Here is a 26,596-nt window from a genome sequence, read left to right as displayed (position 1 = left end):
TGCGCGCGGGGCCGGCCTTGGTCAACTCGCCACGCTGGCCAGCCGGTACCCCTCCCGGGCTGCGGTGATCAGGCCCAGGCCCTGCAGCACCGGCAGCGCCGCGATCACCTGGCTGATCGGCTGGCCGCTGAGCCGGGACAGCTCTGCCTCGGTGACGCTGCGCCGCCGGCCGGGAAAGCCGTCGAGCACCGAGCGAGCCACCACGTCCAGGCTGTCGTAAGCGTGCTGCCAGGCCGCCGGTCCGCTGGCGGCGGCCGGTCCGCCCGCAGCTGGCGGCCGGCCGGCAGCCGGTCCCCCGGCGTCCATCTCGACTTCAGCCGAGCCGCAGTAGGCCAGCACCTCGGCGACGCTGGTCACCAGCCGGGCCGGCTCCTCGTCCCGCTGGATCAGCCGGTGGCAGCCGGCCGACATCGCCGAGGTGACCGGGCCGGGCACCGCCAGCACCGGGCGGCCGAGGTCCCGGGCGTAGCCGGCGCTGTTCAGCGCGCCCGACCGGTGAGCCGCCTCGACCACCAGCGTGGCCGCGCCGAGTGCGGCGATCAGCCGGTTGCGTGAGAGGAACCGCTGCCGGTGCGGAGCGCTGCCGGGCGGCCGCTCACTCACCAGCAGCCCCTGCTCAGCGGTCCGGTCATAGAGGTGGCGGTGCCCACTGGGATAGGGCCGGTCCAGGCCGCCGGCCGACACCAGCACCGAGCAGCCGCCGGCCGCCAGCGCGCCCCGGTGCGCCGCCGCGTCGATGCCGTAGGCGCCGCCGGAGACCACCACCACGCCGCGCTGGGCCAGGCCATAGCTGAACTCGGACGCGATGTGCTCGCCGTAGGCGGTGGCGGCCCGCGAGCCCACCACCGCGACCGAGCGGAAGCCGACCGCGCTGAGCTCGCCTGCGCCCCGGACCCACAACGCCAGCGGCGGGATCAGCTCGCCCCGCTCAGGTCGGGCCCGCACCCCGGCCTGCCACTGCGCCACCCGCCGCCGTGCGGTGGCCTGCAGGGCCGCGAACGCGAAATGCGGCCAGTCCTCATCGGCCGGGGTCAGCAGCCGGATGCCGTTGCGCTGCGCCGCCGCCAGGTCAGCCTCCGGATCGGCGGCGGTCCGGCGCGCTTCGGTGCAGGAGGCGACCTCGGCGGGCACGTCACCGGCTCGGATCGCGGCTGCGGCCGTCAGGTAACCGTGCCGCTGGACGAACATCCACAGCGGCACCGACGCCGGCTCGGCGACCCGGCTCAGATAGGCGCCGGCCAACTGGAGCTGCTCATGCTTCGCGGCCTTTCGATCCGCAGCGGCCTGGCCCGCAATCACTGTCCCGCCCGGGGTCCCGGCCGCTGCGGAACGGGCGCTCATGCCGACATCACCGCCGCCCGGCCGGTCCGCAGCCAGATCGCCTCGGACACCTCGGCCGAGCCGGGACCGGCCAGGCCTGCCAGGTCCGCGAGCGTCCAGGACAGCTTCAGCACCCGGTCACAGCCCCTGGCGCTCAGCCCGCCGCGCTCGATCTCGGAGTCCAGCTGGGCCAGCGCCTGGCGCGGCGGCCGCCAACCGCGCGAGCGAAGCACCGGCCCGGGAACCTCGGCGTTGGTGCTCCACCCGAACGGCGCCCACCGCTCGCGTGCCGCCGCCCTGGCGCCGGCCACCCGGGCAGCCACCACGGCGCTGGGCTCGCGGGCTTCTCGATCTTGCATCAGCTCGGTGCGCGAGACCGGGTCGATCGGGATCTGCAGGTCGATCCGGTCCAGCAACGGCCCGGACAGCCGACGCCGGTACCGGCGGCGGGCATCGGGGGTGCAGGAGCAGTCGATGTCCTTGCTGGCCCCGCACGGGCAGGGGTTGGTCGCCATCACCAGCTGGAACCGGGCCGGGTAGCTGACCGCGCCGCCGGTCCGGTGCAGCACGATCTCCCCCGATTCCAGCGGCTGGCGCAGCGAGTCCAGCACGGTCGGCTTGAACTCCGCCGCCTCGTCGAGCACCAGCACGCCGCGGTGCGCCAGCGAGGCCGCACCCGGCCGGCCCAGGCCGGTGCCGCCCCCGACCAGGGCCGCCATCGAGGAGGTGTGGTGGGGCGCCTGCAGCGGCGGCCGGCGGAGCAGGCCGGCGCCACCGGGCAGCACGCCGGCCACCGAGTGGATCGCGGTCACCTCCAGCGCCTCGGCCGGCTCGAGCTCGGGCAGGATCGAGGGCAGCCGCTCGGCCAGCATGGTCTTGCCGGCGCCCGGCGCTCCTTCGAGCAGCAGGTGGTGCGCCCCGGCGGCGGCGATCTCCAAAGCGCGGCGGGCCACCGGTTGGCCCACCACGTCGGCCAGGTCGGGCAAGGGCGCGGCCGGCTCAGGCTGGTCGGCCGGGGCGCTGGCCAGCGCCGTCCCGCCCCGCAGCGCCAGCACGATCTCGGCCAACGAGGTCGCCACCAGCACGTCCAGGCCGGTCACCAGCGCGGCCTCGGCACAGTTGCCCGGTGACACCACGACGGTGCGGACCCCGGCCTGGCGTGCTGCCAGCACCGCCGGCAGCGCGCCCCGGACCGGCCGCAGCCGGCCGTCCAGACCCAACTCGGCCAGCCACACCACCCCCGACACCGCCTCGGCGGAAACCTCGCCGGCCGCTGCCAGCACCGACATCGCCAGCGCCACGTCGAAGACCGAGCCGTACTTGCGGACGTCAGCCGGCAGCAGCGCCACCGTGATCCGCTTGTTCGGCCAGCTGAAACCGGAGTTCAGCACCGCCGCCCGGATCCGGTCCCGCGACTCCAGCACCGAGACGTCGGGCAGCCCGGTGAACGTCAGGCCCGGCAGCCCGGCCGACAGGTCTGCCTCTACCTCGATCAGCCGTCCGGACACCCCGGACAGCGCGATCGACAGGGTGCTCGCCAGCGCCATCAGAACGCCGCCCGCAGGTGCCGCACCTGCGCCGGTCCGCGCGCCCGGCGCAGCACCGACACCACGTCGAAGCGGATCGACTCCCAGCTGCCGGGGTGCTCGGCCAGCCACTGGGCGGCCAGCAGCCGCAACCGGCGGGCCTTGGCCTCGTCGACTGCCTCGGCCGGCTCGCCGAAAGCCAGCGAGGACCGGGTCTTGACCTCGCAGATGATCAGCGTGCGGCCGACGGCGGCGATGATGTCGATCTCACCGCGAGCGCAGCGCCAGTTGGTCTCGATCAGCCGATGGCCGGTGTCGGTGAGGCAGCGCGCGGCGATCGCTTCGCCGTAGCGTCCCAGCGCGTCCTTGAAGTGCATGGACCTGACCCTGCCCGGCCCACGGCATCAGCACGGGCTCCGCTGCACGAATGTGGACAGCGACCGATGCTGTGGACAGGCACCGCCAGTGTGACGGTCGCCGCGAGCGGCAACGGCTCCCCGCGGGTGCGGCTGATCAGCTCGCGGTCGCCGCCGGGCGCAGTCGCGCCCAGGGAGTCTGGCACCGGCCCGCCGGCTCGCCGACCATCTTGACCTCGATCAGGTCGACGAAGTCCTCCAGACGCTGCTTGGTCTGCTCGTGCGAGTCCCCGGTCACCACCAGGAAGCCGAGGATGTTGTTGCCGTCCGGCGGGCGCAGGATGGTGGCGCCGGGCTGCTGCAGGATCCGGGCCCGCAGGGTGTGCTCGGACTCGCTCACCTCGGGCGGGACCACCACGTGTTCCAGCTGGCCGGCGTCGCTGATGAGACAGGTGCCCATCATGTGCACCCCGGTCGGCCGGTAGTGATGGACGTCAGGCCGCACGCCCCGGGCCACATCCATGCTGGCCTGGATCGGGCAGAAGTCGGCGGTGACCCGCGCGACCAGGTGCAGCTCACCGCCGCCGGGCCGGGCGGCCAGCTCGACCAGGTGCGGCCGGCCGTCGTGCATCCGGATCTCGGCGTGCATCGTGCTGCGGCGCAGGCCATGGGCCTCGGCCGCCGCGGCGATGACGGAGTGAACCTCGGCAAGCTGGGAGTCGCTGAGCGTGGACGGCGCGACGTGCACGTCGTCGTCGAAGGTCTCCCCCTCCATGGTGACCCGGTCGACCGCCGAGCCGATGAACAGCTCACCGTCCCAGGCCAGTGCCTCGAACAGGTGCTCGTTGCCGTCCAGGAAGGACTCCACCAGCAGGCCCTGCGGACCGATGTCCACGCCTTGGACCTCCAGCCGGAACGCCAGCATTCGCTCGATCCCCTCGCTGGCATCGGCGAATCGCTGCTCGAGCTGGGCGGGGTTGTCGACTCGGAAGACGAAGCTGCTACTCGATCCCAGCGTCGGCTTGAGGATCACCGGGTAGCCGAACTCGGCCGCGGCAGCCAGCGCCGAGGGCAGGTCGGGCACCAATCGGAAGCGCGGGTGCGGCACCCCGCCACGCTCGTGCGCCAGGCGCATCAGGTACTTGTTGCGGCTGTTGACGGCAGCGTCCACGCCGATGCCGGGCAGGCCGAGCGCGTCGGCGACTGCCGCGGCGGCGATCACCGACATCTCGGAGAAAGTGAGCACGCCGTCGAAATGCTCGTGCGCGTGCCAGTCCCGGGCGGTGGCGATCAGCGCGTCGATCGAGGCCGAGCCGGCGACCCGGCAGCGGCCCGGCCAGTAGCCGGGGTCACCGACGCCCAGCACCAGGTGCAGGTCGGCGCCGAGCTCGTCAGCCATCTGGTATCTCGGCAACATGTATTGGGCCCACTGCTGGGCCTCGACGGCGAGCAGCTTCACCGCGCACCCGCTGACCCGGTGACGGCGCTGAACCGCGCCGGACCGCACCCGATATTCATAGGTGGCACCTCTCGTTCAGCCGGACCTGAACTGTGGCGAGAAATCACCTGAGCATGCCGAAAGAACGGTAGCGATAAATGAAGTCCGCCAAGCGGATATCCCCGTGGGCGCCTCGTCAGGCACTTACGATGGAAGCGACAGTACTCCGGCATACGTCGTCGTCAATAGCCTCTTCACCCTCCTTATCACCGATCGTCAATACGTCTGCGCCCCCGAACTCCTGGTAAGGCAGCGCCGGGCAGTTAGCCAGTGACAATCGACCTCAGCCGTGTTTTGCTGTGCGAGGTTCAGCTGCCTGTGCGGCACTATCGGCATCCCTTGAGGATGATCCGGAGCAGTCACGCCAAGGCTGAATCTTTAAGCACTCACGCCTGCTGCCTTGAGGAGATGAGCGGCATGAACGGCTCCCCTGACCCGACCCACCCCCGGCTGCTGGTGGTGGGCACCGGCGGCCGGCCCTACCGGGAGTACCTGCTGGCGTCGATCGCGCCGCGCTACCGGGTGCACCTGCTCATCGGACACGAGGCGGGCTGGGAGAGGCAGTACGTCGAGGGCTGGTCGGTGGTGGACTTCGAGGACACCATCGACGGTGAGCAGATGATTCTGGCCGCGAAGCAGGCCGCCGCGCACGCGCCGTTCGACGGGGTGCTCACCTGGGACGAGGCGCGGGTGCTGCAAGCGGCGAAGGTCGCCCAGTCGCTCCAGTTACCCGGCGGGGATCCGGAGATGGTGCTGCGCTGCCGCGACAAGCACCTGACCCGGACCGCGCTGGCGGAGGCCGGGGTGCCGCAGCCACGCTCGGTGATGGTGTCCTCGGCCGCCGAGGCGCTGTCGGTGGCGGCCGAGATCGGGTATCCGGTGGTGCTCAAGCCGCGCGCGATGGCGGCCAGTCTCGGCGTGGTCCGGGTGGATGACCCCGAGCAGCTGGCGGCCTATTACGCCTTCGCCCGCGACACCACGGTGCCTGGCGCCTGGCGCTATGACCTGGTGCTGGTCGAGGAGTACCTCACCGGACCGGAGATCAGCGTGGACGCGGCCGTGCACGCCGGTCGGGTGCTGCCGCTGTTCGTGGCCCACAAGCAGGTGGCCTACCCGCCGTACTTCGAGGAGGTGGGCCACCTGGTGGCGGCCCGGGAACCGCTGTTGGACGACCCGGAGCTGCTGCGCATCCTGCAGGACACCCACGACGCGCTGGCCTTCTCCGACGGCATGACCCATACCGAGTTCAAGCTGACCCCGGCCGGCCCCAAGGTGATAGAGGTCAATGCCCGCCTGGGCGGTGATCTGATCCCCTATCTGGGCCAGTGCGCCACCGGCATCGAGCCTGGCGCGGTGGCAGCCGCGGTGTCCTGCGGGATCAGCCCGACGATCACCGCGACCCGGAGCCGGACCGCCGCGGTGCGGTTCTTCTACGTCGACGAGCCGGACACCACGGTCTCGGAGATCCGCTTCGCGGACCTGGACTGCCCGGCGCTGGATCTGGCCGCCGCGCTGGCCGAGCCGGGCGAGGTGCTGTCTCCGCCGCCGGCCGGCACCACGTTCGGCCGGGCGGCTTATGCCACCGCGGTGGCCGAGACCGAAACCGAGTGCGTCGCGGCACTTGACGCGGCCGAGCGGGCGCTGATCATTCGCGGGGAGTGAGGTGCTGAGTTAATCAACCGGCGAATCCATTCTTTTCCCGAACGAATGGATCGAAGTGTGAAAGAGCGCTTGGGACCCGGCGTGAGAATTTCTGGCAGCAGGGCCGTTGCCGATGCAATAGCGCACCTTGCAGGCACCTGACCACCCGAGCGAAATGACAGGAAGACGAATATTCGATTCACCGAATAACCCCCTTGACGCGGCCGGCGAGCTCCTTTTCACAGATCCGATGCGGCGTGTCGTTCCGGATCGTGGCCTCGAACGGCAAGATCCTGACCCACAGCGAGCAGTACGTCGACAAGCGGTCGGCGAGTGAGGCGATCGACCTGATCAAAGCCGGAGCCGCCGGCGCGACCACGGAGGACGAGGGCTAGCGGCTGAACGCCACCGCCGTCAGGCGCCGAACGGTCCCTTGCCGCCCAGGTCCAGGTCCGGCTTCTCCAGCTCCTCGACGTTGACGTCCTTGAAGGTCAGCACCCGGACGTTCTTGACGAACCTGGCCGGCCGGTACATGTCCCACACCCAGGCGTCGCGCATCGTCACCTCGAAGTACACCTCGCCGTCGGCGTTGCGCGGCACCAGCTGGACGTCGTTGGTGAGGTAGAACCGGCGCTCGGTCTCGACCACGTAGCTGAACTGGCCGACGATGTCCTTGTACTCGCGATAGAGCTGCAGCTCCATCTCGGTCTCGTACTTCTCAAGGTCTTCGGCACTCATCGGGCGATCCCCAAGGACATCATCTGCTCATCATCACCCATCGCGTGGTTGGTGGTCAGGTTGTCCGGCAAGTCCGGAGTGCTGGCAATCCCGGCGGCGGCTGCCGCCGGGGCTCGCTGCGGCACCTCCAGCAGCTCGGGCAGCTCGTCGAGCTCGGTCATCTCAGCCTGCCTGGCCCGCTCGGTCAGGCCCGCCCAGCCGGCCCACGGCGACCAGCCGGCCCGGCCCGGCAGGTTCCAGGAGCACCGGTGGATCTCTGAGGGCCCGTGCTCGACCAGTGCGGCGAAGTGCTGGGTCGAGGAGTAGGCCTTGTTCTCATCGAAGCCGTACTGCGGGTACTTCTGGGCCAGTGAGATCATGATGCCGTCGCGTTCGGTCTTGGCCAGCACCGAGGCCGCCGCGATCGAGGAGCACTTCAGGTCGCCCTTGATCAGGGTTCGGACCGGGACCCGGCAGCGCCAGCGGTCCGGCTCGTCACCGGCCACGTCGAAGGCCCGATCGAACAGGCCGTCATCGGAGACGCTGAGGTAGTCGTGGTTGCCGTCCAGCAACACCCAGTCCGGTTTGACGCTCAGCTGGGTGACGGCCCGCTCAGCGGCCAGCCGGAGCGCGGCGATGACGCCGATCCGGTCGATCTCAGCGGCCGAGGCGTGCCCGACCGCGCAGTCCAGCGCCCACCGCCGGATGCGGGGCACCAGCCGCTGGCGGGCCTGCGGGGTGAGCAGCTTGGAGTCGGCCACTCCCAGCGGCGCGGGCTTGGTGTCAGCCGACAGCAGCACCACGCCGACCGACACCGGGCCTGCCAGCGCGCCACGGCCGACCTCGTCGATCGCGGCCAGCAGGCCGGCGCCCGATCGCCACACCTCGCGCTCGTAACGAAGGGTCGGCGCTCTGCGGGCTGTCGTTGCCACCTATCTCACCGCCAGTGCTCGTTCAATCAACTCGACCATAGTCACCGGCTCGCGCTCCACGTCAGAGGCGGCCAGCTCGGCCAGCGGCCACCAGCGGTAGCCGAGCACCACCAGACGCTCGATCTCGGTGTGCCCGGCCGGCCGCACCGGCGGATCACCGGACACCTGGACCAGGAAGTAGAAGTTGACCTGGTCGAAGTCCTGCCCGGCGAAGTGAAAGGACACCCGCTCCTGATACATCGGCTCGGCTTCGGCGTCCAGCTCCAGCCGAAGACCGGTCTCCTCGTACACCTCGCGCATCGCGGCCTGGGCCAGGCTCTCACCGGCTTCCACGCCGCCACCCGGGGTGATCCAGTGCGACCGGTCCGAACCGATGTCGCGCCGCTCGTGCATCAGCAGCACCCGCTGCTGCCGATCGAGCACGAAGATCCGGCCGGCCTGGCGGGCGATCGGCTGATCGAGCTCGGCCATCACCGGCGGCGACGCCGGCGCCGCCAGCCGCCGATCCCCGCCGTGACCAGCAGGGCCGCCGCCGCGGGCTCGGCCGGCAAGCCGCCCCAGCTCGGAGCGGCTGACGAGTTGAAGGTCGCGGGGGTGCCGATGGTTCGCCAGCGCGACGGCGGCCAGGCGATCACGACCGCCTTGCCGATCACGTCGTCGACGCCCACCGTGCTGTTCATCGGATCGCAGCCCTTGCCGCCGGTGGTGTTACCGCAGTGGTAGCGCGAGTCCGCTGAGTCGCTGCGGTGATCGCCCATCACCCAGAGCCTGCCCTCGGGCACCGTCACCGGGCCGAAGCTGCGGGTGTCGTCGGCGCTGCGCAGGCCGGGCGCCTTGGGCTTGCTCCAGGAGCTGTTCTCGAAGACATAGGGCTCGACGAGGCTGCGCCACGGGCCCTCGGCACCGCTGTCGGAGATCTCGACGTTGCCGTTGCTGTCACAGCAGCGCACGGTCTGCCCGCCGACGGCGATGACCCGCTTGACCAGGTCCTTCTCACTCGGCGGCACGACCCCGACCAGCTGGCCGAACATCTGCACGCCGCGCAGCACCGGGTTGGTCGACAGCTGCACGCCGGCCAGTTCGTCCCAGTCGTGCGGAGCCCGGAACACCACCACGTCGCCGGGATGCGGATCGCGGACCTGATAGACCGGCTTGAACACCAGGATCCGGTCCCCGGTGCAGCCGGGGCAGCCGTGCAGGGTCTGCTCCATCGACTGGGACGGGATGTAGAACGGCTGCACCACGAAGGTCTTGAGCACGACCGCGATCCCGATCGCGATGACGATCAGCAACGGCAGCTCGAACTTGGCCAGCCGGTGGCGTCGGCGCTCAGCCTTCTTGTTCGCGGCCGCCTTCGTGCCGGGAGCCGTCGACTTGTCGCCGGTCACCGCCGGACCACCGTCCTTGGCAGGAGCAGCGTCCTTACCGGGAGCCGCGTCCTTGGCAAGCACGCCGTCCTTGCCGGGAGCCGCGTCCTTGCCGGGAGCCGCGTCCTTGGCAAGCACGCCGTCCTTGGCGGGAGCGCCGTCCTTGGGCACGGCAGACATCGAGGGATCGGAGCGCTCGTTGGCGTCGTAGCCCATATCCGAGTTCGACACCTCGCGAGTCAGGAGAAGTATCCGGACTAGCGGGTGATCGCGTCCCGCTTCTCCTTGATCTTGGCGGCCTTGCCGCGCAGGTCACGCAGGTAGTACAGCTTGGCGCGCCGGACGTCGCCGCGGGTGACCACCTCGATCTTCTCGATGACCGGGGTGTGCACCGGGAAGGTGCGCTCCACGCCGACGCCGAAGCTGATCTTGCGGACCGTGAAGGTCTCTTGCAGGCCACCGCCCTGGCGACGGATGGTGACGCCCTGGAAGATCTGCACCCGGGAGCGCGAGCCCTCGATGACCCGCACGTGCACCTTCAGGGTGTCGCCGGCCCGGAAATCCGGGATGTCGCTGCGCAGCGATTCGGCATCCAGCGTCTGCAAGGTGTTCATGGTGACTCTGCTTCCTTCGGTGGCGACCCGGACGCGCGGGGGCGCGTACGAGTCTCGGTCGAGACTGTGAACGGGTATGTCTGGGCTTGTAGGTGCGCCGCAGCCGACCGCGGAGCAGCCGCCGGGCAACCCCTCAAGGGTGCCATAACGACCCGTGATTGAGAAACCGGGCTCGCGGCTCAGTCCCCGAGCAGATCCGGCCGCCGGCTCCGGGTCCGCTCCACCGAACGCTCCCGACGCCACCGCTCGATCATGGCGTGATGGCCCGAGAGCAGCACTTCAGGCACCGGCAGGCCGCGCCAGAGTGCCGGCTTGGTGTAGGCCGGGGCCTCCAGCAGGCCGCCGACGGCCGGGCTGAACGAGTCCTGGTGCGCTGAGAGCGCGTTGCCGAGCACCCCCGGAATCAGCCTGGCGATGGCCTCCATGATCACCAGCACGGCCACCTCGCCGCCGCACAGCACATAGTCACCGAGGCTGATCTCGTCCACGGCCATCCGCTGGCCGGCGTACTCCAGCACCCGGGCGTCGATGCCCTCGTAACGCCCGCAGGCGAACAGCAGCCACGGCTGGCCGGCCAACTCCTGGGCCACTGCCTGGCTGAACGGACGGCCGGCCGGGCCGGGAACCACCAGCCGCGGCTGGTCGGCGGCGTCCGGCGGCGCGATCTCGTCCAGCGCGCGGCCCCACGGCTCGGCCAGCATCACCATGCCCGGGCCGCCCCCGTACGGGGTGTCATCGACGCTGCGGTGCGGATCGTCGGTCCAGTTCCGCAGGTCGTGCACGTCCACCCGGACCTGGCCCCGCTCGATGGCCTTGCCGAGCAGCGACTCGCGCAGCGGGGCAAGGTACTCCGGAAAGATCGTCACCACGTCGACCGACAGGTCCGGCAGGACCGGTAGATCCGGCGCGGCCTCGCCGGCGGTGGGCTCGTCGCTCACAGTTCCAGCAGCCCGTCCGGCGGGTCGACCTCGGCGATGCCGGCGGCGAGGTCCACCGTCGGCACGAACTCGGTCCGGAACGGCACCAGCACCTCACGGCCGGCGACGTCGATGGCCAGCAGGCTGCCGGCCGGCGAGTGCAGCACGTCGGTGACCGGGCCCAGCGCCTGGCCGTCCACCGTGCGCACGTTCAGGCCGATCAGGTCGGTGTCGTAGAACTCGTCCGGATCCTCGATGGGCGGCCGGGCCGAGGCCGGCACCAGCAGCACGGTGCCGCGCAGCGCCTCGATCGCGTTGCGGTCATCGACACCGGCGAAGTGCACGACCAGCTTGCCGGAGTGCTGCCGCGCGGATTCCACCGTCAACGGCCCGCGGTCGGCGGGTTCGGTGCTGAGCCGGGCTCCGGGGCTGAACCGCTCGTCCGGCGCGTCGGTCCACGGCTCGACGAAGGCGTCGCCGCGGATGCCGTGCGCCTTGCCGACCCGGCCGACGGCGACGACCTGGGAATCCGGGCCGCCGTCGCCGCCGGTCGATCCGTTCACCGTGGACTCTGGCTCGGTGGTCAGCGGCCCTCGTCCGTGTCGACCACGTCGACCCGGATGCCCTTGCCGCCCACGCCGTTGACTACCTGGCGCAATGCCTTGGCGGTGCGGCCGTTGCGGCCGATCACCCGTCCGAGGTCATCGGGATGCACCCGGACCTCGAGCCGGCGGCCGCGCCGGTTGTCGACCAGGTCGACGACGACGTCGTCAGGATGGTCGACGATGCCGCGAACCAGGTGCTCAAGGGCTTCTTCGAGCACTTAGCTACCCGCCTCGGCGGGAGCGTCGGAGCCGGGGTCGGCGGCCGGCGTGCCCTCGGCGGCGGCGTCGGTCGCGGCCGGCACAGCCTCAGCAGCGGGTGCGGCTTCGGCGGCAGGCGCGGCTTCGGCGGCAGGCGCGGCTTCGGCGGCGGGCGCGGCTTCGGCGGCGGGCGCGGCTTCAGCGGCGGGTGCGGCTTCAGCCTGTTCCCGCCGGGGAGCTGCCTTCTTGCGCGGGGTGGTGGCCTCGACGGCCGGCTCGCCCTCGGAGTCCTTCAGCGCCGCGTCGAACAGGGCCCGCTTGTCAGGCTTGGCCGGAGCCATCAGCATCGGCTCGGGAGCCGGCAGGCCCTTGAACTTCTGCCAGTCGCCGGTCACCTTCAGGATCGCGGTCACCGCTTCGGTGGGCTGGGCGCCGACGCCGAGCCAGTACGCGGCGCGGTCGGCGTCGATGCGGATGATCGACGGGTCGTTCTTGGGGTGGTACTCGCCGATCGTCTCGATGGACCGGCCGTCGCGCTTGGTGCGGGCGTCGGCGACGACGACGCGGTAGTGCGGCTCGCGCATCTTGCCGACGCGAGTGAGCTTGATCTTGGTTGCCACGGGTGTCGTTCACTCCAGTAGGTGCAGGGACGGGCCAGAGCGCCGGTGGGTGGGGAACACCGCGGCGGGTAGTCCTGATGGACTGGCCGGCGATCGGCTAGAGGGTCCGAAAGCTGGCCGGTACTCAGCCAGTCATTCTGCCAGACGTTTGCCAGGCCGCCGACGCCACCTAGGCCCCGGGCACCACGAAGTAGCCGTAGGCGTCGGACAGGACGTTGGACCCGCCGAACCGGTTCACCGTGCTGAAGCCCGGCGGCGTCGTCGCGGTGCGCGCCGACAACGTGGCGATGGCGGCGTTGGGCACCACCCGGCCGGTGGTGAAGTCCAAGTTCGAGGCGTGCGGCGCGCTCGCGCCCCGGGGGTAGATGGACAGGTAGCCGTTGCCCGTCGCGATCGCGGTCAGCCCGATCCACAGCCCGGTGACGGTGTAGGGCACGCCGTAGAGCCCGCCGGCGTCAAGCGTGAAGGTCGCGTTGGCCGTCATGAGCCCGTGGCGGCCGCCGTTGCCCGTCCGGGTGTCGGCGATCCTCGTCGGGTTCGGCAGGATCACGAACCGGCCGCTGGCGTTCGGGCTGAAGTAGCCGACGATGTCGATCATCGCGTCGGTGCTGGCGTAGCGGTTCTGCACGGTGAACTTGCGGTTCACCAGGGGCACCGCGACCAGGTTGGACCGGGAGTACTGGCGGTAATCGACCGAGGCGACCGCCGGTGAGGCGCTCGGGTAGGCGGTCAGGTAGCCGCCGGCGGTCTGGTTCAGGGCGGTCATGTTGACCACCGCCACCGTCGCGTCGGCGGGCACCCCGCCGGGGCCGGCGTCCACGGTCACCGACTGGTTGGGCGCCAGCTTCGCCGCTGTCGGGGTGCCGATCGGGGTCCGGGTGTCCAGCAGCCGCTTGGACGGCAGCGCGACGTAGCCGAGGCCGCCGGTGGCCGTGGGCGCCCCGAAGTAGCCCAGCACGGTGACCAGGGCGTGGGTCGAGGCGGCGGCGTTGCGCAACAGGAACCCGTGGCTGGAGTTGAGCTTGACGACCGCGGTCACAGTCGCGTTGGCGTCCTTGCTGTTGAGGTTGAGGGTGGAGTTGCCACCGAAGACCTTGCTGTAGACCGACAGGTAGGTGCCGCCCTGGGCGCCGGTGCCGGACAGGCTGAGGACCACCGCGGTGGCGGCCGCCGGCACCGGGTTGACGCCGGTGCTGGGAACGGGCACGGCCAGAGCGGTTCCGGCGGTCATCAGGCCGGCGCGGACGCCGAGGCCGGTGCGGGTGTCGACGATCCGGTTCGGCGCGGCGAACGGGAAGTACTGCGATCCGGGCACCGACCGGATTCCGCTGAGCGCCGGGTCGCCGAGTTTGAGCAGCCCGTGACCGGCGGTGTTGGTGGGCGGGTTGCCCTGCGGGTTGGCGCGCCGCTGCAGGAAGGCCTCGAGATCCGAGGCGTCCATCGCCGGGTTGGCGGCGGCGACCAGGGCGGCCGCTCCGGCCACGTGCGGCGCCGCGGCCGAGGTGCCGTAGAAACCGGTGGTGCCGGGGATCACGTTGCCCTCGTCGTCGAACTGCGAGGCCTGCACCTCGGCGATGTTGCTGGAGACGCCGTCATAGCCGATCAGGTCGGGCTTGACCCTGCCGTCGATGGTCGGCCCGCGGGAGGAGAAGGCCTCGAGGGAGTTGTCGCCCCGGAAGGCCGCGCCCACCGCCAGTGCCCACGGTGAGCTGGCCGGCTCCAGCACGCTGCCGGTGGCGGCCCGGACCGGGTCGAGGCCGCTCAGGTGGGACGGGTAGACCTCGCCGCCGTAGTACAGGTGATAGCGCACCGCCGGGGCGGCCTGACCGATCAGGATCACCATGTCGTAGTACCGGATGCCGTTCGGACCGCCGGTGTAGTCGGGGTCGGCCGGGGTGTTGCTGATCTGCATCTCCAGCACCGGCGGCTCGCCGGGGACGTGGTCCAGGTACTCGGTCTCGCCGAGCTGCTGGTTGTTGTCGTTGTACTTGCTGATCGCCAGCGTCACCGGCAGCGAGGAGGCCGGCCACTGGTCCCAGCTCAGCACCACGTTGCCGGTGGTATCCGGATCCAGGGCGACCTCGTCGGCCTGGCTGGCCGAGTTCTGCAGGTCGACCAGCTCGTCGAAGTTGGTGTCGACGAAGGCGCCCGACCAGTGGTCCTGGGCGCCGTTGCCGCTGGACTGGATCCACAGCACCCCGGCCTCGCGCGCGGTCTTGACCGCCCGCTCGGAGGAGGTCAGGGGCCCGTAGCCGTCGCCGCGGGTCTCGGCGGTGAAGACCAGCGAGCTGTTCACGATCTTGATGTCGCCGGCGGCCACGATCTGGCTCGCCGCGGCGGAGAAGCCGACGTTGTCGTCGATGCAGTACAGGTAAAGGGTGGCCCGCGGCGCCATCTGGTGCACGATCTCGCTCACCGCGGTGCCGTGGGCGGTGGCGTCGTCGTCCAGGCACTGGTTCTGGTCGCCCTCGTAGACGACGGTCACCGGGTTGCCGTCCGGGTCGTCGAAGTCACCGGCGTCGATGGCGGCCTGCAGGCCCTTGAAGCCGACGTCGACGACGCCGACCTTGACGCCGGCCCCGCCGTTGCCGACGTTGCCGTTGTCGGCCCAGCTCTGGGCGCCGGAGGCCACCACGCCCTCGCTGGTGCTCTGCGCCGCCGCCCGGACGGCCGGGGCCACCCGGTCGACGCCGGGCTGGCCGGCCAGGCTGCGCAGCTTGGCCGGGGCCACGGCCACGGTGCTCGCGCCGCCGAAGCTGGCCAGCACCTGGGCGCCTACCGCCTTGGCCGCTGCCGCCGCGGCCGGGCCGGTCACGGTGACCTGCACCCTGCCGTCGCGTTCCAGCCGGACGCCGGAGCCGATGTCGGACGGGGTGGGGACGCCCGCGAGGCGGTTGAGCTGGGGCGCCAGGTGGGCTATCACCGGCTGGGGGCGGGCTTGGCGCTTGCGCACCCGGTCGACCTGCGGCGAGCCCGCCGCCCACCGGCCGGCCGGGATGCTGGCCGGTGAGTGCGCGAGCCGGGCCTGAACGGGCGGCTTGGCCGGGTTGGTCTTGACGGGGCTGGTCTTGGCAGGTCTGGGCGTCGCGCCGGGGACGCCGGGTTGCGCGGTCGCCACGGTGCTCAGCGAGCCGACGCTCAGTGAGACGACAGTGGTGATGACCGCTGTGAGAACCAGGCGCGAGCGCTTCATGTAATGCCCTTTGTAAGTTGTATGTGAAATAACGAACCGCGCGCAGCGTATCCGGGTGACTACCGGCTGTCGACGCGAACGCGCAGCCGTCCCTAGGGTGTTATCGGCCCGTGTCCCACCGTCCTGAGCGGATGCGCCGATTGCCTGGCGCGCACGCCGCTCCCAGGACCGAAACTGCCTACCCTCGAGATGAGGCGGAAATCGGCGCGAGCATGGAGGGAGCAGGCAAGGGATGAACAATCGCCTTTCTTTTCCGCAGGGCTTCGTCTGGGGCTCGGCCACCGCGGCGTACCAGATCGAGGGAGCGGCCCACGCCGACGGCCGGTTGCCCAGCATCTGGGACGTGTTCTGCCAGGTGCCGGGCAAGGTCCGCAACGCCGAGACCGGCGAGGTGGCGTGCGACCACTACCACCGGATGGCTGAAGACCTCGACCTGATGGCCGCGCTGGGCCTGCCCTCCTACCGGTTCTCGGTGTCTTGGCCCCGGGTGATCCCGGGCGGCTCGGGACCGGTGAACACCGCCGGCCTGGACTTCTACCAGCGGCTGGTGGACGGCCTGCTCGAACGCGACATCACACCGTTGCTGACGCTGTACCACTGGGACCTGCCGCAGGCGCTGCAGTTCGAGGGCGGCGGCTGGGCCAACCGCGACACGGTGGGAAGGTTCGCCGACTACGCCGAGGTGATCGGCCGGGCGCTCGGCGACCGGGTGCCGACCATCACGACCCTGAACGAGCCGTGGTGCACGGCGTTCCTCGGCCATTCCTCGGGGGTGCACGCGCCCGGGATCACCGACAACGCCACGGCCCTGAAGGTGGCCCATCATCTGAACCTGGCGCACGGTCGGGCGGTGTCGGTCCTGCGCGGGCTGACTCCGGCCAGCACCCAGGTGTCGGTGACCCTCAACCTGGCGCAGGTCCGGCCGGCCTCGGACAGCCCCGAGGACCTGGCCGCGGCCGAGCACGTCGACGCGGTTGCCAACCGGGTGTTCCTGGAGCCGATGCTGCGCGGCAGCTATCCGCCGGCGCTGCTGCGCGAGACCAGCCACCTGTCGGACTGGTCGTTCGTGGCCGACGGCGACCTGGCCGAGATCAGCGCCCCGATCGACGTTCTGGGCGTCAACTTCTACGCTCCCAGCAGGGTGGCCGCGGCCTCGGCCGAGATCAGCGCCAAGGTGACCGGCCGCTGGGTGAACGACCCGAACCAGGCCGAGGCCGGCCCGTCGCCGTGGCCGGGCACCGACCGGGCGTACTCGGTCCCCCAGCCCGGGCCCTACACCGCGATGGGCTGGCCGATCGTGCCTGAGGCCTTCACCGACCTGCTGCTGGCGGTGCACCGCGACTACCCCGAGATCCCGATGGTGGTCACCGAGAACGGCGCGGCCTTCGACGACGTCCTGAGCGCTGACGGGCAGGTGCACGACAGCGACCGGATCGACTACGTCCGCCGGCATCTGCGCGCCGTGCACGCGGCCATCGAGGGCGGGGCCGACATCCGGGGGTACTACCTGTGGTCGTTTATGGACAACTTCGAGTGGGCGTGGGGTTACGCCAAGCGCTTCGGCATGGTGCATGTGGACTACGACAGCCTGGTGCGCACGCCCAAGGACTCGGCCTGGTGGTTCCGTGACGTGATCAAGAACAACGCGGTGGAGTAAGCCTGTTGGCGTGTCCCATCCGCCTGCCTTGACAGTGTCTGCAACGGCGACCAGGATTCGCAAATCTTGTTTCCACAAGCGAAGGAGTACCGGTATGAGGACTCTTGTCCGGATCAGCAACGCGCTGACCAACAAGGCGCTCGGCAATGTCGACGCGGGCGCGTGTATCGCTGAGCGCGGCTGCTGCTGCAATGCCGCTCGCACGTACGGTCTGAACTGCTACGCCAACTGCGTGCGGATGTCGTGCTCCACCCGGACCAGCGCGTACGGCCAGCCCTGCTCAGGCGGGTGAGCTGAGCCCGCCGATCAGCTTGTCCCCGCATGGTGTGACGCCGCGGGTGATAGCGGATAGGGCGCGCCCGACCGCGATGCCGTGTCCCCTCAGCCAGCCTTGACACTGTCTGCAAGGAAGGCCAGGATCGTGGATCTTGCTCTCCCAACCGAAGGAGTACTGGTATGAGGACTCTTGTCCGGATCAGCAACGCGCTGGCCAACAAAGCGCTCGGCAATGTCGACGCCGGCGCGTGCATCGCCGAGAAGGGCTGTTGCTGCAACGCCGCTCGCACGTACGGTCTGAACTGCTACGCCAACTGCGTGAGGCGGTCGTGCAGCCCCACGCGCAGCGACTACGGCACGTCCTGCTCAGGGATCTGAGCTGATCCTGCCGATCAGCTATCACCGAAGTATGCCGAGACGGCGACGCCGGTGATAGTTGATTGGGCGGCCACCGCGATGCTCGTGGTTTTCGTGGTCGCCTTCGTCGCCAAGGCGCGGTCGGCCCAGGCCTTCGATGACTTCGCCCCGTCGCTGAGCCAGTTCGGCATCGGCTCGATCACCGCACAGCGGTTCACGGCCGCGGCGGTGCTGGGACTGGAGGCGGTCGCCAGCGTCGGCCTGCTGTTGGCGCACCATCCGCTGGTCCGCTTCGCCCTGCCCATCGCGCTGCTCGCCGTTTTCAGCGCCGGTGTCGCCCTCGGCGCGCGCGCTGGTCGGCTGAGCGCGTGCCACTGCTTCGGCACCTCCACGACGCTGCCGACCAGGCCGCACCTGGCACTGAACGGTTCGCTGGCCGCGCTGGGCTGTGCGGCCGTGCTCGCCGGCGGAGCGGCCGGCTCCACCGGTGAGTCGGTGCTCGGCATCGGCCTGGGCATCATCACCGGCGTCCTGTTCGTCGGCTCCGCGGACCTGTACACCGCGCTCTCGACCGCCGGCACAGCGCCCGGTCGCGGCGCCGTTTCCGAGAAGGTTGGTTGAGATGGCCGTTCTGACCGCTGTCTGCATCCTGCTCTCAGTGCTGGTCGCCATCGACCTGCTGCTGACCGTGGGCATCCTGCGTCGGCTGCGCGACGGCGCCGACGGGGCGCCGGCCCGGCCGGTGGCCACGCCGGCTCGCGGCCATCGAATCGAGCTGGGCCTCGACCGGCAGCCCTGGCCCACCGAGGCGGAACGGCTGCTCAACGGCACCGCGCTGGTGGCCATGGTGGTGCTGGGCTGCTCCACCTGCGAGCGACTGCACCGGGCGATCGACGAGCTCGACTACGGCGTGCCGATCCCATTCCTGGTGCTCGGCGAATTCGACCCCGACGACCCGGAGGGCACCACCGCCTACCTGGCCACCTGGCAGGGCGCGACGCCAGTGGTGGCGCCGCACGCCTTCGACGAGCTGGACTCGTTCGGCCGGCCGGACGTCTACCCGGTCATCATGGTCGTCGAGAACGGCCGGGTGACGGCCAGCGGACACCGGTTGCATGACGTCACGGCCGCCATGTATGAGGCTGCGGACCGCCTCGATGCCGCTTCGCGCACGCGCTGACCGGAGCTCCGGACGCGCGTTCCTGGCTGCCTGCCGGTTGGCGTTCCGCATCTCACCGGTGAGCTTCGTGCTCATCATCCTGGCCGGCACGCTGGCCGGCTCGGTGCTGGCGCCGGCCGCCGTGCTGACCAAGAACCTCGTCAACGCCCTCGGCGACGAGCAGGCCCGGCAGCAGGTGGGAACCCTGGTGCTCTGGGCCGCCCTGATCGCGATACTGACCGGGCTGGCGACGGCCGCCAACTCGCTCGCCGGCATCCCGGCCTACCGGCTCGCCGGCCGGATCCGGGTCGTCACCGAGACCGAACTCGCTCGCGCCTGCGCCAGCTTTCCCGGCACCGAGGTGTTGGACGACGCGACCTTGCAGGACCGGTTGGGCCTGGCTCGCGAGGGAGCCCATGACGGCCCGTCGATGGTGGCCAGCACCATTGTGGAGGTCTTCAGCTCCGTCTCGCGCCTCGGCGTGTTCATCGGCGTGCTCTGGGTCACCTCGCCGGAGATGCTCGCCGTTCTGCTGGCGACCGTCATTCCGCTGGTGTTGCTGCGCCGTGCGACGACCGCGCGATCCATCCGGTACACCGAGCTGGCCAGCGTCGACTACCGGTGGCGCGACTACTTCACCGAACTCTTCAGCACTCCGGCCGCCGCGCGGGACCTACGCCTCTACGGCGCCCAGGACGACCTGTTGGGCCGGCTCCGGCATCACCTGCAGATCGCCGTCAAGCTGGACGTGCGCCGATCCATCCTGCAGTCGCTGAGCCAGCTGCTGTTCGCCTCGCTCAACGCGGTGATCGCCGGAGCCGGTTCGGCCTGGGTGGTCTGGCAGATCGCAGAGGGCCGGCTGAGCGTGGGTGACTTCCTGCTGTTCACCGCCGCGGTGCTCGCCGTGCAGAGCGCGATCACCGGCATCCTCTACGCGCTGGTCGAGGTCGACATCTACGGCGCGGTCTTCGCCCGCTACCTCGACCTGATCGCGCTGTCCGAGGCTGCCCAGGCCGCCGGGGGCACCGAGCCGGCCCCACCGCTGCGCGACTCGATCGAATTCCACGACGTCTGGTTCCGCTACCCCCGCTCCACCGAGTGGGCCCTGCGCGGGCTGAACCTGAAGCTGCCGGCGGGCGCGTTCACCGCCCTGGTCGGACTCAACGGTGCCGGCAAGTCCAGCATCGTCAACCTTTTGCTGCGCTTCTACGAGCCGCAACGCGGCCAGATCCGCTGGGACGGCGTCGACATCAGGACCTTCGAGCCGGCCTCGTTGCGAGCACGCATAGCCGGCGTGCTGCAGGACCACACCAGCTTCGAGCTGACCGCACTGGACAACGTGCTGATCGGCGACACCGGCGCGACACCGGCGCAGGCTCGCGAGGCGGCGGCCGCGGCCGGCGTGCTGGAGGCGATCGAGCGGTTGCCGCAGGGCATGCAGACGATGCTCAGCCCGCGCCGGGCGAACGAGGACGGCGCGGGCGGCTCCTCGCTGTCGGGCGGTCAGTGGCAACGGATCGCGCTGGCCCGGGCGCTGCTGCGGGCCGACCGCGACGTCCTGATCTTCGACGAGGCGAACTCCCGGCTCGACGTCACGGCCGATGCCGCGCTCAACCGGCTGCTGCACTCGCTGACCGGCGCCACCCGGCTGGTCGTCAGCCACCGGATGCATGGCGTGCGCGACGCCGACCTGATCTACCTGATCGCCGACGGCGTGGTCGCCGAGCACGGTGACCACCAGCAGCTGATGGCCAACGGCGCCCGCTACGCCCAGCTGGCCACCGGCGACCAGATCTCGCAGGCGCTGCCGTGAACCGCCCGCTCGGCGCCCTTGGCTTCGCCGGTGGGCTGTCCGTCGCAGGTCTGCTGCTGGCACGCCGGTGGTTCACGGTGGCGACCGTCCGGGGGCACAGCATGAACCCGACCCTGCTCGACGGCCAGCGGGTGATCGCGGTACGGCGAGCGCGCTACCGGACCGGCGAGGTGATCGTCTTCTGGACTCCCAGCGGTTCCGGCGTCCCTGGCGATCCCGACCACCGGGTCAAGCGGGTGGTGGCCGTCGGGGGCGAGCCCCGCCCGGAGATGTTCGCCGGCTCGGCCCTGCCTGCGGTGATACCGGCCGATCAGCTGGCGGTGGCCGGCGACAACACCGCTCGCAGCGAGGATTCCCGGCACCTCGGTTACGTGCCGTTGACCGCTGTACTCGGCCGGGTCCGCGTCCGGTAGCTCAGGCGGTTCGGTAGCTCAGCCGGTCCGGTAGCTGAGCCGGTCCGGTAGGGGTTAGTGACCACGCCCCGGCCGTCGGCGTAGCGGTAGACCTGATGGCCTGAGACGAACACCCGCTCGGCCCGCTGCAGGACGTCCAGCGGGTCACCGGACCAGATCACCACGTCGCCGTCCTTGCCCTTGGCAAGCGAGCCCACCCGGTCGGCGAAGCCGAGAATGCTGGCCGGGTTGATGGTGATCGAGCGCAGCGCGTCCTCGCGCGACATGCCCTCCCGCACGGCGAAGCTCGCCTGGTGCACCAGAAAGTCGATCGCCACCACCGGGTGGTCAGTGGTCAGCGCCACGGTGACCCCGGCGTTGGCCAGCTTGCCGGCGGTGGCCAGGCTGCGGTTGCGCACCTCGACCTTGGTCCGGGTGTGGAACAGCGGGCCGACGATGCAGGCGATGCCCCGCTCGGCGATCACGTCGGCCAGCAGGTAGGCCTCGGTGGCGTGGTTGATGACCAGCCGGTAGCCGAACTCGTCGGCCAGCCGGATGGCGGTGGAGATGTCGTCGGCGCGGTGGGTGTGCTGGCACCACGGCAGCTCGCGCTCCAGCACGCTGACCAGCACCTCGGCGGACAGGTCGCGCTCGAAGGGCTCCTTCTTCTTCAGCGCGGCGTCCCGCCTGGCCCGGTAGTCCTGGGCCTTGACGAAGGCGTCCCGGATCACCGCGGCCACCCCGAGCCTGGTCGAGGGCAGCTTCTGCCGGTCGCCGTAGACCCGCTTGGGGTTCTCGCCGAGCGCGCTCTTGACGCTCACCGGTGACTTGATCACCATCTCGTCGACGATCCGGCCCCAGGTCTTGATCGCCACCGTCTGCCCGCCGATCGGGTTCCCGCTGCCCGGCTTGACCACGCACGAGGTGATCCCGCCGGCCAGCGCGTCGGAGAACCCCTCGTCGGACGGGTTGATCGCGTCCAGCGCGCGCAGCCGGGCGCCGTTCGGGTCGGTCATCTCGTTGACGTCGTTGCCGGCCCAACCCTCGCCCTCCTCCCAGACCCCGAGGTGGGCGTGCGCGTCGATGAAGCCCGGCAGCACCCACTTGCCGCTGGCGTCCACCACCTCGACGTCGCGGGGCAGCCGCACCTTGGCGCCGACCGCGGTGATGACGCCGTCGCGGATCAGCACCGTGCCGTCAGGCACCGGCGGGCCCTCGATCGGGACGACGTGACCGCCGACGATGGCGACGCTGCCGGTCTGCTGGCTCATGGACGATGACCCTATCGGCTGAGGTCCCAACGGTGCCGCTGGATCCGCACCGGGATCGGCTTGCCGGCTTCCTGGGCGCGCAGCAGCCAGTGCCGGGTCAGCAGCCACCAGCGCACCGTCTGCGCCAGGCCGAGGGCCTGCACCGTGACCGCCACCGCGAAGGCCAGCCGGTAGCTGCCCAGGCTGGCCGAGCCCTGCAGGTCCAGCGTCCAGCCCAGGCTCAGGCAGGCCACGATCGCCGCCACGAACCCGGCGACGTTGACCACCCCGGTCGCGGTGCCGACGATGGCCGGGCCGTTGTAGTCACGCGCCAGCGCGAAGCCGATCGAGGAGATCGGGCCGCCGGTGGTCATCACCAGCACCAGCGTCACCAGCAGCCAGTACGGCATCGGATCGGAGAAGGCGAGCAGCACCGCGTACCAGCCCAGCACGGTGGCCAGGTTGACCCCGATCGCCAGCGGCACCCTGGTCGCCGGGTACCGGCCGGTCAGGTAGCCGATCGGCGGCCCGACGGCGATGGCCACCAGCACGCTGAGCAGCAGCACGGTGCTGGCGGCGTTGCGGCTCAACCCCTGGCCCTCGACCATGAACGGCAGGCCCCACAGCACCGCGAAGGCCAGCGAGGTCGACATCGACGCGAAGTGCAGCCAGAAGCCGACCCGGGTGCCGGCCAGCGACCAGGCGGCGTTGACCCGGCGCCCGACGCCGCGCAGCGAGTCCAGCAGCACCGCGGCCTCGCGCGGCCGGCGCTGCAACCGGGGCGCGCGGGGCAGCATCAGGTAGACCGCGGCCCCGCTGGCCAGTGACAGCAGGCCGGCGCCCAGAAAGGTCGGCGTCCAGCCGGCCCCGTGCAGCAGCGCGGTCAGCGGCAGGGTCGCCACCACGTTGCCGAGCTGGCCCAGGGTGCCGGTGATGGAGACCACCACCGGGTACCGGCGCGGCGCGAACTGCCCGGCGGCGAAGCGCAGCACGCTCACGAACGTCAGGGCGTCGCCCAGGCCGAGCACCGCCCGGGCCAGCAGCGCCATCGGATAGCTCTCGGCCACCGCGAACAGCAGTTGGGCCAGGCCCATCGTGCAGGCGGCGACCACCAGCAACCGGCGGGGGCCGTAGCGGTCGACCAGGATCCCGGTCGGGATCTGCATCCCCGCGTAGATCCCCAACTGCAGCAGGACGAAGACGCTCAGCTGGCTGGCGCTGATGCTGAACCGGTCCGCCGCCTGCAGGCCGGCCACCCCCAGCGAGGTGCGGTGAAACACCGCCACCAGGTAGACCGCCACCGCGATCGCCCACCGCCGCACCGCGATGGCGCGGCTGCGCCGCACGGTTGGCGCGCCGGCGCCTTTCACCCGGCTGCCCTTCGACCGACTGCCCGTCAACCGACCGCCCTTTCAACCAGGCGCCGTCAGCAGATGACCCGGCCGTCGAGCACGATCCGGCGCGGCTCGTACAAGGTGGCCAGGTCCAGCCGGGGATCGCGGTCGAAGACCACCAGGTCGGCCGGCGCATCCTCGGTCAGACCGGCGAATCCCAGCCATTGCCGGCCCCGCCAGGACGCCTGTGCGATGACCTCAGCCTGCGGGATGCCGGCCTGCACCAGGGCGGTGATCTCCTCGCGGATCAGCCCGTGCGGCAGCGAGCCGCCGGCGTCGGTCCCGGTGTAGATCGGCACGCCCGCTTCGAAGGCGTCACGGATCCGCTGCCGGGAATCGCGGTGCAGCGCCCGCATGTGGGCGGCGTAGTCCGGGAACTTCTCCTGCGCCGCCTGGGCGATCTCGGGAAAGGTGTCGATGTTGATCAGCGTCGGCACCACCGCGATCTGACGCCGGGCGATCTCGTCCAGCAGGTCGGCGGTGATCCCGGTGCCGTGCTCGATCGAGTCGATGCCGGCGTTGATCAGCCCCGGCAGGGCCTGCTCGCTGAAGGTGTGCGCGGCCACCCGCACCCCCAGCTCGTGCGCGCGCCCGATCGCCGCCGCCAGCACGTCGTCCGGCCAGGTGGGCGCCAGGTCGCCGACCGAGCGGTCGATCCAGTCGGCGGCCAGTTTGATCCAGCCGTCACCCCGAGCCGCCTGGCGCTCCACCTCGGCCACCAGGTCCTGCGGTTCCACCTCGACGCCGAGGTCGCGGATGTAGCGGCGCGGACGGGCGATGTGACGCCCGGCGCGCACCAGCCGCGGCAGGTCGGGACGGCGCTGGACGCCGGTGTTGTCCACCGGCGAGCCGGCGTCGCGCAGCAGCAGCGCGCCGGCGTCGCGATCCAGCAGCGCCTGCTCGACTTGGGCCTCCGGATCGGCCCAGCCGTCGGTGGTGACGCCGATATGGCAGTGCGCGTCGACGAAGCCGGGCACGATCCAGCCGCCGGTGGCGATGGTCTCGGCGTCCGCCACCGGCTCGAAGCTCAACCTGCCGTCGACGATCCAGGCATCGCGCTGCTCCTCCTCCGGCAGGAAGATCCCGCGCAGGTGCAGCGCGCTCACCGGCGCCGCCGCCGCTTGGCGGTGCCGAACAACGACCGGGTGATCTCGCGGCCCAGCACGGTGGCCGCCGAGCGCGCGAAGGACTTGAACGCGGTCGAGCCGAGGACGTCGGCCACGGCGCCGCCGGAGGGCTGCTGGGAATCGGCCGGTTCGGCGCGGTCGGCCGGCTCACCGCGGTCAGCCGGCTCACCGCGGTCAGCCGGTTCGGCTCCAGGCGGCTGCTCGTCTACCCGCAGCCGGGCGGCCAATTTCTCATACGCCGACTCGCGGTCGATGGGGGTGCCGTAGGAGGCCAGCAGCGGTGAGCCGGCGACCGCCTGGGCCAGAGCGGCCGGATCCAGGGGCGCCATCAGCGAACGCGGGGCCCGCAGCCGGGTCCAGGCCACCGGCGTCGGAGCGCCCCGTTCGGACAGCACCGTGACCACCGCCTCACCGATCCCGAGCTGGGTGAGCAGCTCGGCCAGGTCGTAGTGCGCCGTCTTGGGATAGGTGCGCACCGCCTTGGCCAGGTTGCTGGCGTCGTCGGGGGTGAAGGCGCGCAGCGCATGCTGCACCCGGTTGCCCAACTGGCCGAGCACGCTGTCGGGCACATCGGCCGGCACCTGGGTGACGAAGAAGATCCCGATGCCCTTGGACCGGATCAACCGAACGGTCTGGGTGAGCTGCTCCAGAAAGGCTTTGGACGCGTCGCTGAACAGCAGGTGCGCCTCGTCGAAGAAGAACACCAGCTTCGGCTTGTCCAGATCACCCACTTCAGGAAGCTCGGAGAACAGCTCGGCCAGCAGCCACATCAGGAAGGTAGAGAACAGCCGCGGCTTGTCCTGCACCGCGGCCAGCTCGACGGCCGAGATGACCCCGCGGCCGGCGTCGTCGAGGCGGATCAGGTCAGCCGGTTCCCATTCGGGCTCACCGAAGAAGGCCTCACCGCCGTTGTTCTCCAAGGTGATCAGCGAGCGCAGGATCACCCCGGCGGTGGCCTTGCTGAGGCCGCCGATGCCGGCCAGCGCGTCCTGGCCCTCCTCCGAGGTCAGGTACTGGATCAGCGCTCGCAGGTCCTTCAGGTCCAGCAGCGGCAGCCCGGCCGAGTCGGCGTAGTGAAAGATCAGCCCGAGCGAGGACTCCTGGGTCTCGTTCAGGTCCAGGATCTTGGCCAGCAGCAGCGGGCCGAAGGACGTCACGGTGGCGCGCACCGGCACCCCGCTGCCCAGCCCGCCGAGGGCCAGGAATTCCACCGGAAAACCGGCCGGCTGCCAGTCGTCGCCGGTGTCGCGCACCCGCTCGGACACCCGGTCGCCGGGCTCGGCCGGCTGAGCCGGGCTGGCCAGCCCGGACAGGTCGCCCTTGATGTCGGCCACCACCACCGGCACGCCGGCTCCGGAGAGTTGCTCGGCCAGCAGTTGCAGGGTCTTGGTCTTGCCGGTTCCGGTGGCGCCGGCGATCAGGCCGTGCCGGGTCAGCATGCTCAGCGGGATCCGCACCCGGTGCGAGGGCTGGGCCTCGCCGGCCAGCACCACCGATCCGAGTTCCAGCGCCGCGCCGTCGAAGGCGTAGCCCGCCGCGATCGCTGCTGCGGTTTCGGCTGGTGACTCGACCATGGCGGCACTCCCCGGCGCTGAGAACTTCGACGATGGCGACCCGGCGTGGTCACTGAGGCAGCCTAGCTCTGGCAGCTCACGGCGCCGGGTCGC

Annotated in this window: 27 protein-coding genes; 9 read left to right on the top strand and 18 right to left on the bottom strand. The window is 71.0% G+C overall.

Annotated elements, in window-relative coordinates; translation table 11 throughout:
• Positions 1–21: 21 nt before the first annotated feature.
• The 4 genes from dprA to VF557_19465 all read right to left on the bottom strand — a co-directional run bounded on the left by dprA (position 22) and on the right by VF557_19465 (position 4,661).
• Complete coding sequence (dprA, locus tag VF557_19480) at positions 22–1,242, bottom strand: DNA-processing protein DprA (GenBank protein HEX8082398.1); 1,221 nt, start codon at positions 1,240–1,242, stop codon at positions 22–24.
• 95 nt (positions 1,243–1,337) lie between these two features.
• Entirely contained in the window at positions 1,338–2,867 is a 1,530-nt protein-coding gene (locus tag VF557_19475) for a YifB family Mg chelatase-like AAA ATPase (GenBank protein ID HEX8082397.1), read from the bottom strand.
• Positions 2,867–3,223: a YraN family protein gene (locus VF557_19470; GenBank protein ID HEX8082396.1), complete on the bottom strand. Its 357-nt coding sequence runs from the start codon at positions 3,221–3,223 to the stop codon at positions 2,867–2,869. The genes VF557_19475 and VF557_19470 overlap by 1 nt, the downstream gene beginning before the upstream one ends.
• A gap of 136 nt (positions 3,224–3,359) precedes the next feature.
• Positions 3,360–4,661, bottom strand: coding sequence for an ATP-grasp domain-containing protein (locus VF557_19465; GenBank protein HEX8082395.1), 1,302 nt, complete (start codon positions 4,659–4,661; stop codon positions 3,360–3,362).
• A gap of 456 nt (positions 4,662–5,117) precedes the next feature.
• Here VF557_19465 and VF557_19460 point away from each other — a divergent pair, with 456 nt between their 5' ends.
• Positions 5,118–6,362 (top strand): ATP-grasp domain-containing protein, encoded by a 1,245-nt coding sequence (locus VF557_19460; protein HEX8082394.1) that lies wholly within the window; start codon positions 5,118–5,120, stop codon positions 6,360–6,362.
• 236 nt (positions 6,363–6,598) lie between these two features.
• Positions 6,599–6,736 (top strand): YegP family protein, encoded by a 138-nt coding sequence (locus VF557_19455; GenBank protein ID HEX8082393.1) that lies wholly within the window; start codon positions 6,599–6,601, stop codon positions 6,734–6,736.
• A 19-nt stretch (positions 6,737–6,755) separates the two neighbouring features.
• Here the strand turns inward: VF557_19455 and VF557_19450 are convergent, their stop codons facing one another.
• The 10 genes from VF557_19450 to VF557_19405 all read right to left on the bottom strand — a co-directional run bounded on the left by VF557_19450 (position 6,756) and on the right by VF557_19405 (position 15,504).
• Positions 6,756–7,079, bottom strand: a complete 324-nt coding sequence (locus tag VF557_19450; GenBank protein ID HEX8082392.1) for a DUF2469 domain-containing protein — start codon at positions 7,077–7,079, stop codon at positions 6,756–6,758.
• The gene (locus tag VF557_19445) at positions 7,076–7,990 is read right to left on the bottom strand and encodes a ribonuclease HII (GenBank protein ID HEX8082391.1); all 915 of its coding nucleotides are present in this window, start codon (positions 7,988–7,990) and stop codon (positions 7,076–7,078) included. The genes VF557_19450 and VF557_19445 overlap by 4 nt, the downstream gene beginning before the upstream one ends.
• Positions 7,991–8,461, bottom strand: coding sequence for an NUDIX domain-containing protein (locus VF557_19440; protein HEX8082390.1), 471 nt, complete (start codon positions 8,459–8,461; stop codon positions 7,991–7,993).
• Positions 8,461–9,588, bottom strand: a complete 1,128-nt coding sequence (gene lepB, locus VF557_19435) for a signal peptidase I (GenBank protein ID HEX8082389.1) — start codon at positions 9,586–9,588, stop codon at positions 8,461–8,463. The genes VF557_19440 and lepB overlap by 1 nt, the downstream gene beginning before the upstream one ends.
• Positions 9,589–9,614: 26 nt before the next feature.
• The gene (gene rplS / locus VF557_19430; GenBank protein ID HEX8082388.1) at positions 9,615–9,971 is read right to left on the bottom strand and encodes a 50S ribosomal protein L19; all 357 of its coding nucleotides are present in this window, start codon (positions 9,969–9,971) and stop codon (positions 9,615–9,617) included.
• Positions 9,972–10,150: 179 nt separating this feature from the next.
• The gene (gene trmD, locus VF557_19425) at positions 10,151–10,909 is read right to left on the bottom strand and encodes a tRNA (guanosine(37)-N1)-methyltransferase TrmD (GenBank protein ID HEX8082387.1); all 759 of its coding nucleotides are present in this window, start codon (positions 10,907–10,909) and stop codon (positions 10,151–10,153) included.
• Complete coding sequence (gene rimM, locus VF557_19420) at positions 10,906–11,451, bottom strand: ribosome maturation factor RimM (protein ID HEX8082386.1); 546 nt, start codon at positions 11,449–11,451, stop codon at positions 10,906–10,908. Before rimM ends, trmD begins: the two co-directional genes overlap by 4 nt.
• A 20-nt stretch (positions 11,452–11,471) precedes the next feature.
• The gene (locus VF557_19415) at positions 11,472–11,711 is read right to left on the bottom strand and encodes an RNA-binding protein (GenBank protein ID HEX8082385.1); all 240 of its coding nucleotides are present in this window, start codon (positions 11,709–11,711) and stop codon (positions 11,472–11,474) included.
• Complete coding sequence (gene rpsP / locus VF557_19410; GenBank protein HEX8082384.1) at positions 11,712–12,311, bottom strand: 30S ribosomal protein S16; 600 nt, start codon at positions 12,309–12,311, stop codon at positions 11,712–11,714.
• 169 nt (positions 12,312–12,480) lie between these two features.
• On the bottom strand, positions 12,481–15,504 hold the full coding sequence (locus VF557_19405; GenBank protein ID HEX8082383.1) for a S8 family serine peptidase: 3,024 nt from the start codon (positions 15,502–15,504) through the stop codon (positions 12,481–12,483).
• Positions 15,505–15,736: 232 nt separating this feature from the next.
• Here VF557_19405 and VF557_19400 point away from each other — a divergent pair, with 232 nt between their 5' ends.
• From VF557_19400 to VF557_19370, 7 genes are all read left to right on the top strand, one after another.
• Positions 15,737–17,161, top strand: coding sequence for a beta-glucosidase (locus tag VF557_19400; protein HEX8082382.1), 1,425 nt, complete (start codon positions 15,737–15,739; stop codon positions 17,159–17,161).
• Between the two features lie 94 nt (positions 17,162–17,255).
• Entirely contained in the window at positions 17,256–17,453 is a 198-nt protein-coding gene (locus tag VF557_19395; protein HEX8082381.1) for a hypothetical protein, read from the top strand.
• 164 nt (positions 17,454–17,617) lie between these two features.
• Positions 17,618–17,815 (top strand): hypothetical protein, encoded by a 198-nt coding sequence (locus tag VF557_19390; GenBank protein HEX8082380.1) that lies wholly within the window; start codon positions 17,618–17,620, stop codon positions 17,813–17,815.
• A 51-nt stretch (positions 17,816–17,866) separates the two neighbouring features.
• Positions 17,867–18,415, top strand: a complete 549-nt coding sequence (locus VF557_19385; protein ID HEX8082379.1) for a MauE/DoxX family redox-associated membrane protein — start codon at positions 17,867–17,869, stop codon at positions 18,413–18,415.
• 1 nt (position 18,416) lies between these two features.
• Positions 18,417–18,974 (top strand): hypothetical protein, encoded by a 558-nt coding sequence (locus tag VF557_19380; GenBank protein HEX8082378.1) that lies wholly within the window; start codon positions 18,417–18,419, stop codon positions 18,972–18,974.
• Entirely contained in the window at positions 18,952–20,766 is a 1,815-nt protein-coding gene (locus VF557_19375) for an ABC transporter ATP-binding protein (GenBank protein HEX8082377.1), read from the top strand. The genes VF557_19380 and VF557_19375 overlap by 23 nt, the downstream gene beginning before the upstream one ends.
• Positions 20,763–21,179 (top strand): S26 family signal peptidase, encoded by a 417-nt coding sequence (locus tag VF557_19370; protein ID HEX8082376.1) that lies wholly within the window; start codon positions 20,763–20,765, stop codon positions 21,177–21,179. Before VF557_19375 ends, VF557_19370 begins: the two co-directional genes overlap by 4 nt.
• On the opposite strand, the gene VF557_19365 is transcribed toward VF557_19370, so the two are convergent.
• The 4 genes from VF557_19365 to VF557_19350 form a co-directional block, all read right to left on the bottom strand.
• Positions 21,134–22,429 carry an amidohydrolase gene (locus VF557_19365; GenBank protein HEX8082375.1) on the bottom strand — a complete coding sequence of 432 codons (1,296 nt, stop codon included), beginning with the start codon at positions 22,427–22,429 and terminating at the stop codon, positions 21,134–21,136. The two genes, VF557_19370 and VF557_19365, sit on opposite strands and share 46 nt — an antisense overlap.
• A gap of 11 nt (positions 22,430–22,440) precedes the next feature.
• Positions 22,441–23,754 (bottom strand): MFS transporter, encoded by a 1,314-nt coding sequence (locus VF557_19360; protein ID HEX8082374.1) that lies wholly within the window; start codon positions 23,752–23,754, stop codon positions 22,441–22,443.
• Positions 23,755–23,834: 80 nt separating this feature from the next.
• Positions 23,835–24,908, bottom strand: a complete 1,074-nt coding sequence (locus VF557_19355) for an amidohydrolase family protein (protein ID HEX8082373.1) — start codon at positions 24,906–24,908, stop codon at positions 23,835–23,837.
• Positions 24,905–26,503, bottom strand: a complete 1,599-nt coding sequence (locus VF557_19350) for a helicase HerA-like domain-containing protein (protein HEX8082372.1) — start codon at positions 26,501–26,503, stop codon at positions 24,905–24,907. The genes VF557_19355 and VF557_19350 overlap by 4 nt, the downstream gene beginning before the upstream one ends.
• Between the last annotated feature and the right edge of the window lie 93 nt (positions 26,504–26,596).

This window comes from Jatrophihabitans sp., from assembly GCA_036389035.1.
In the GTDB taxonomy this organism is placed as follows: domain Bacteria; phylum Actinomycetota; class Actinomycetes; order Mycobacteriales; family Jatrophihabitantaceae; genus Jatrophihabitans_A.
Note: the sequence above shows the minus strand (reverse complement) of the source record. Positions and strands in the feature narration are given on the sequence as shown.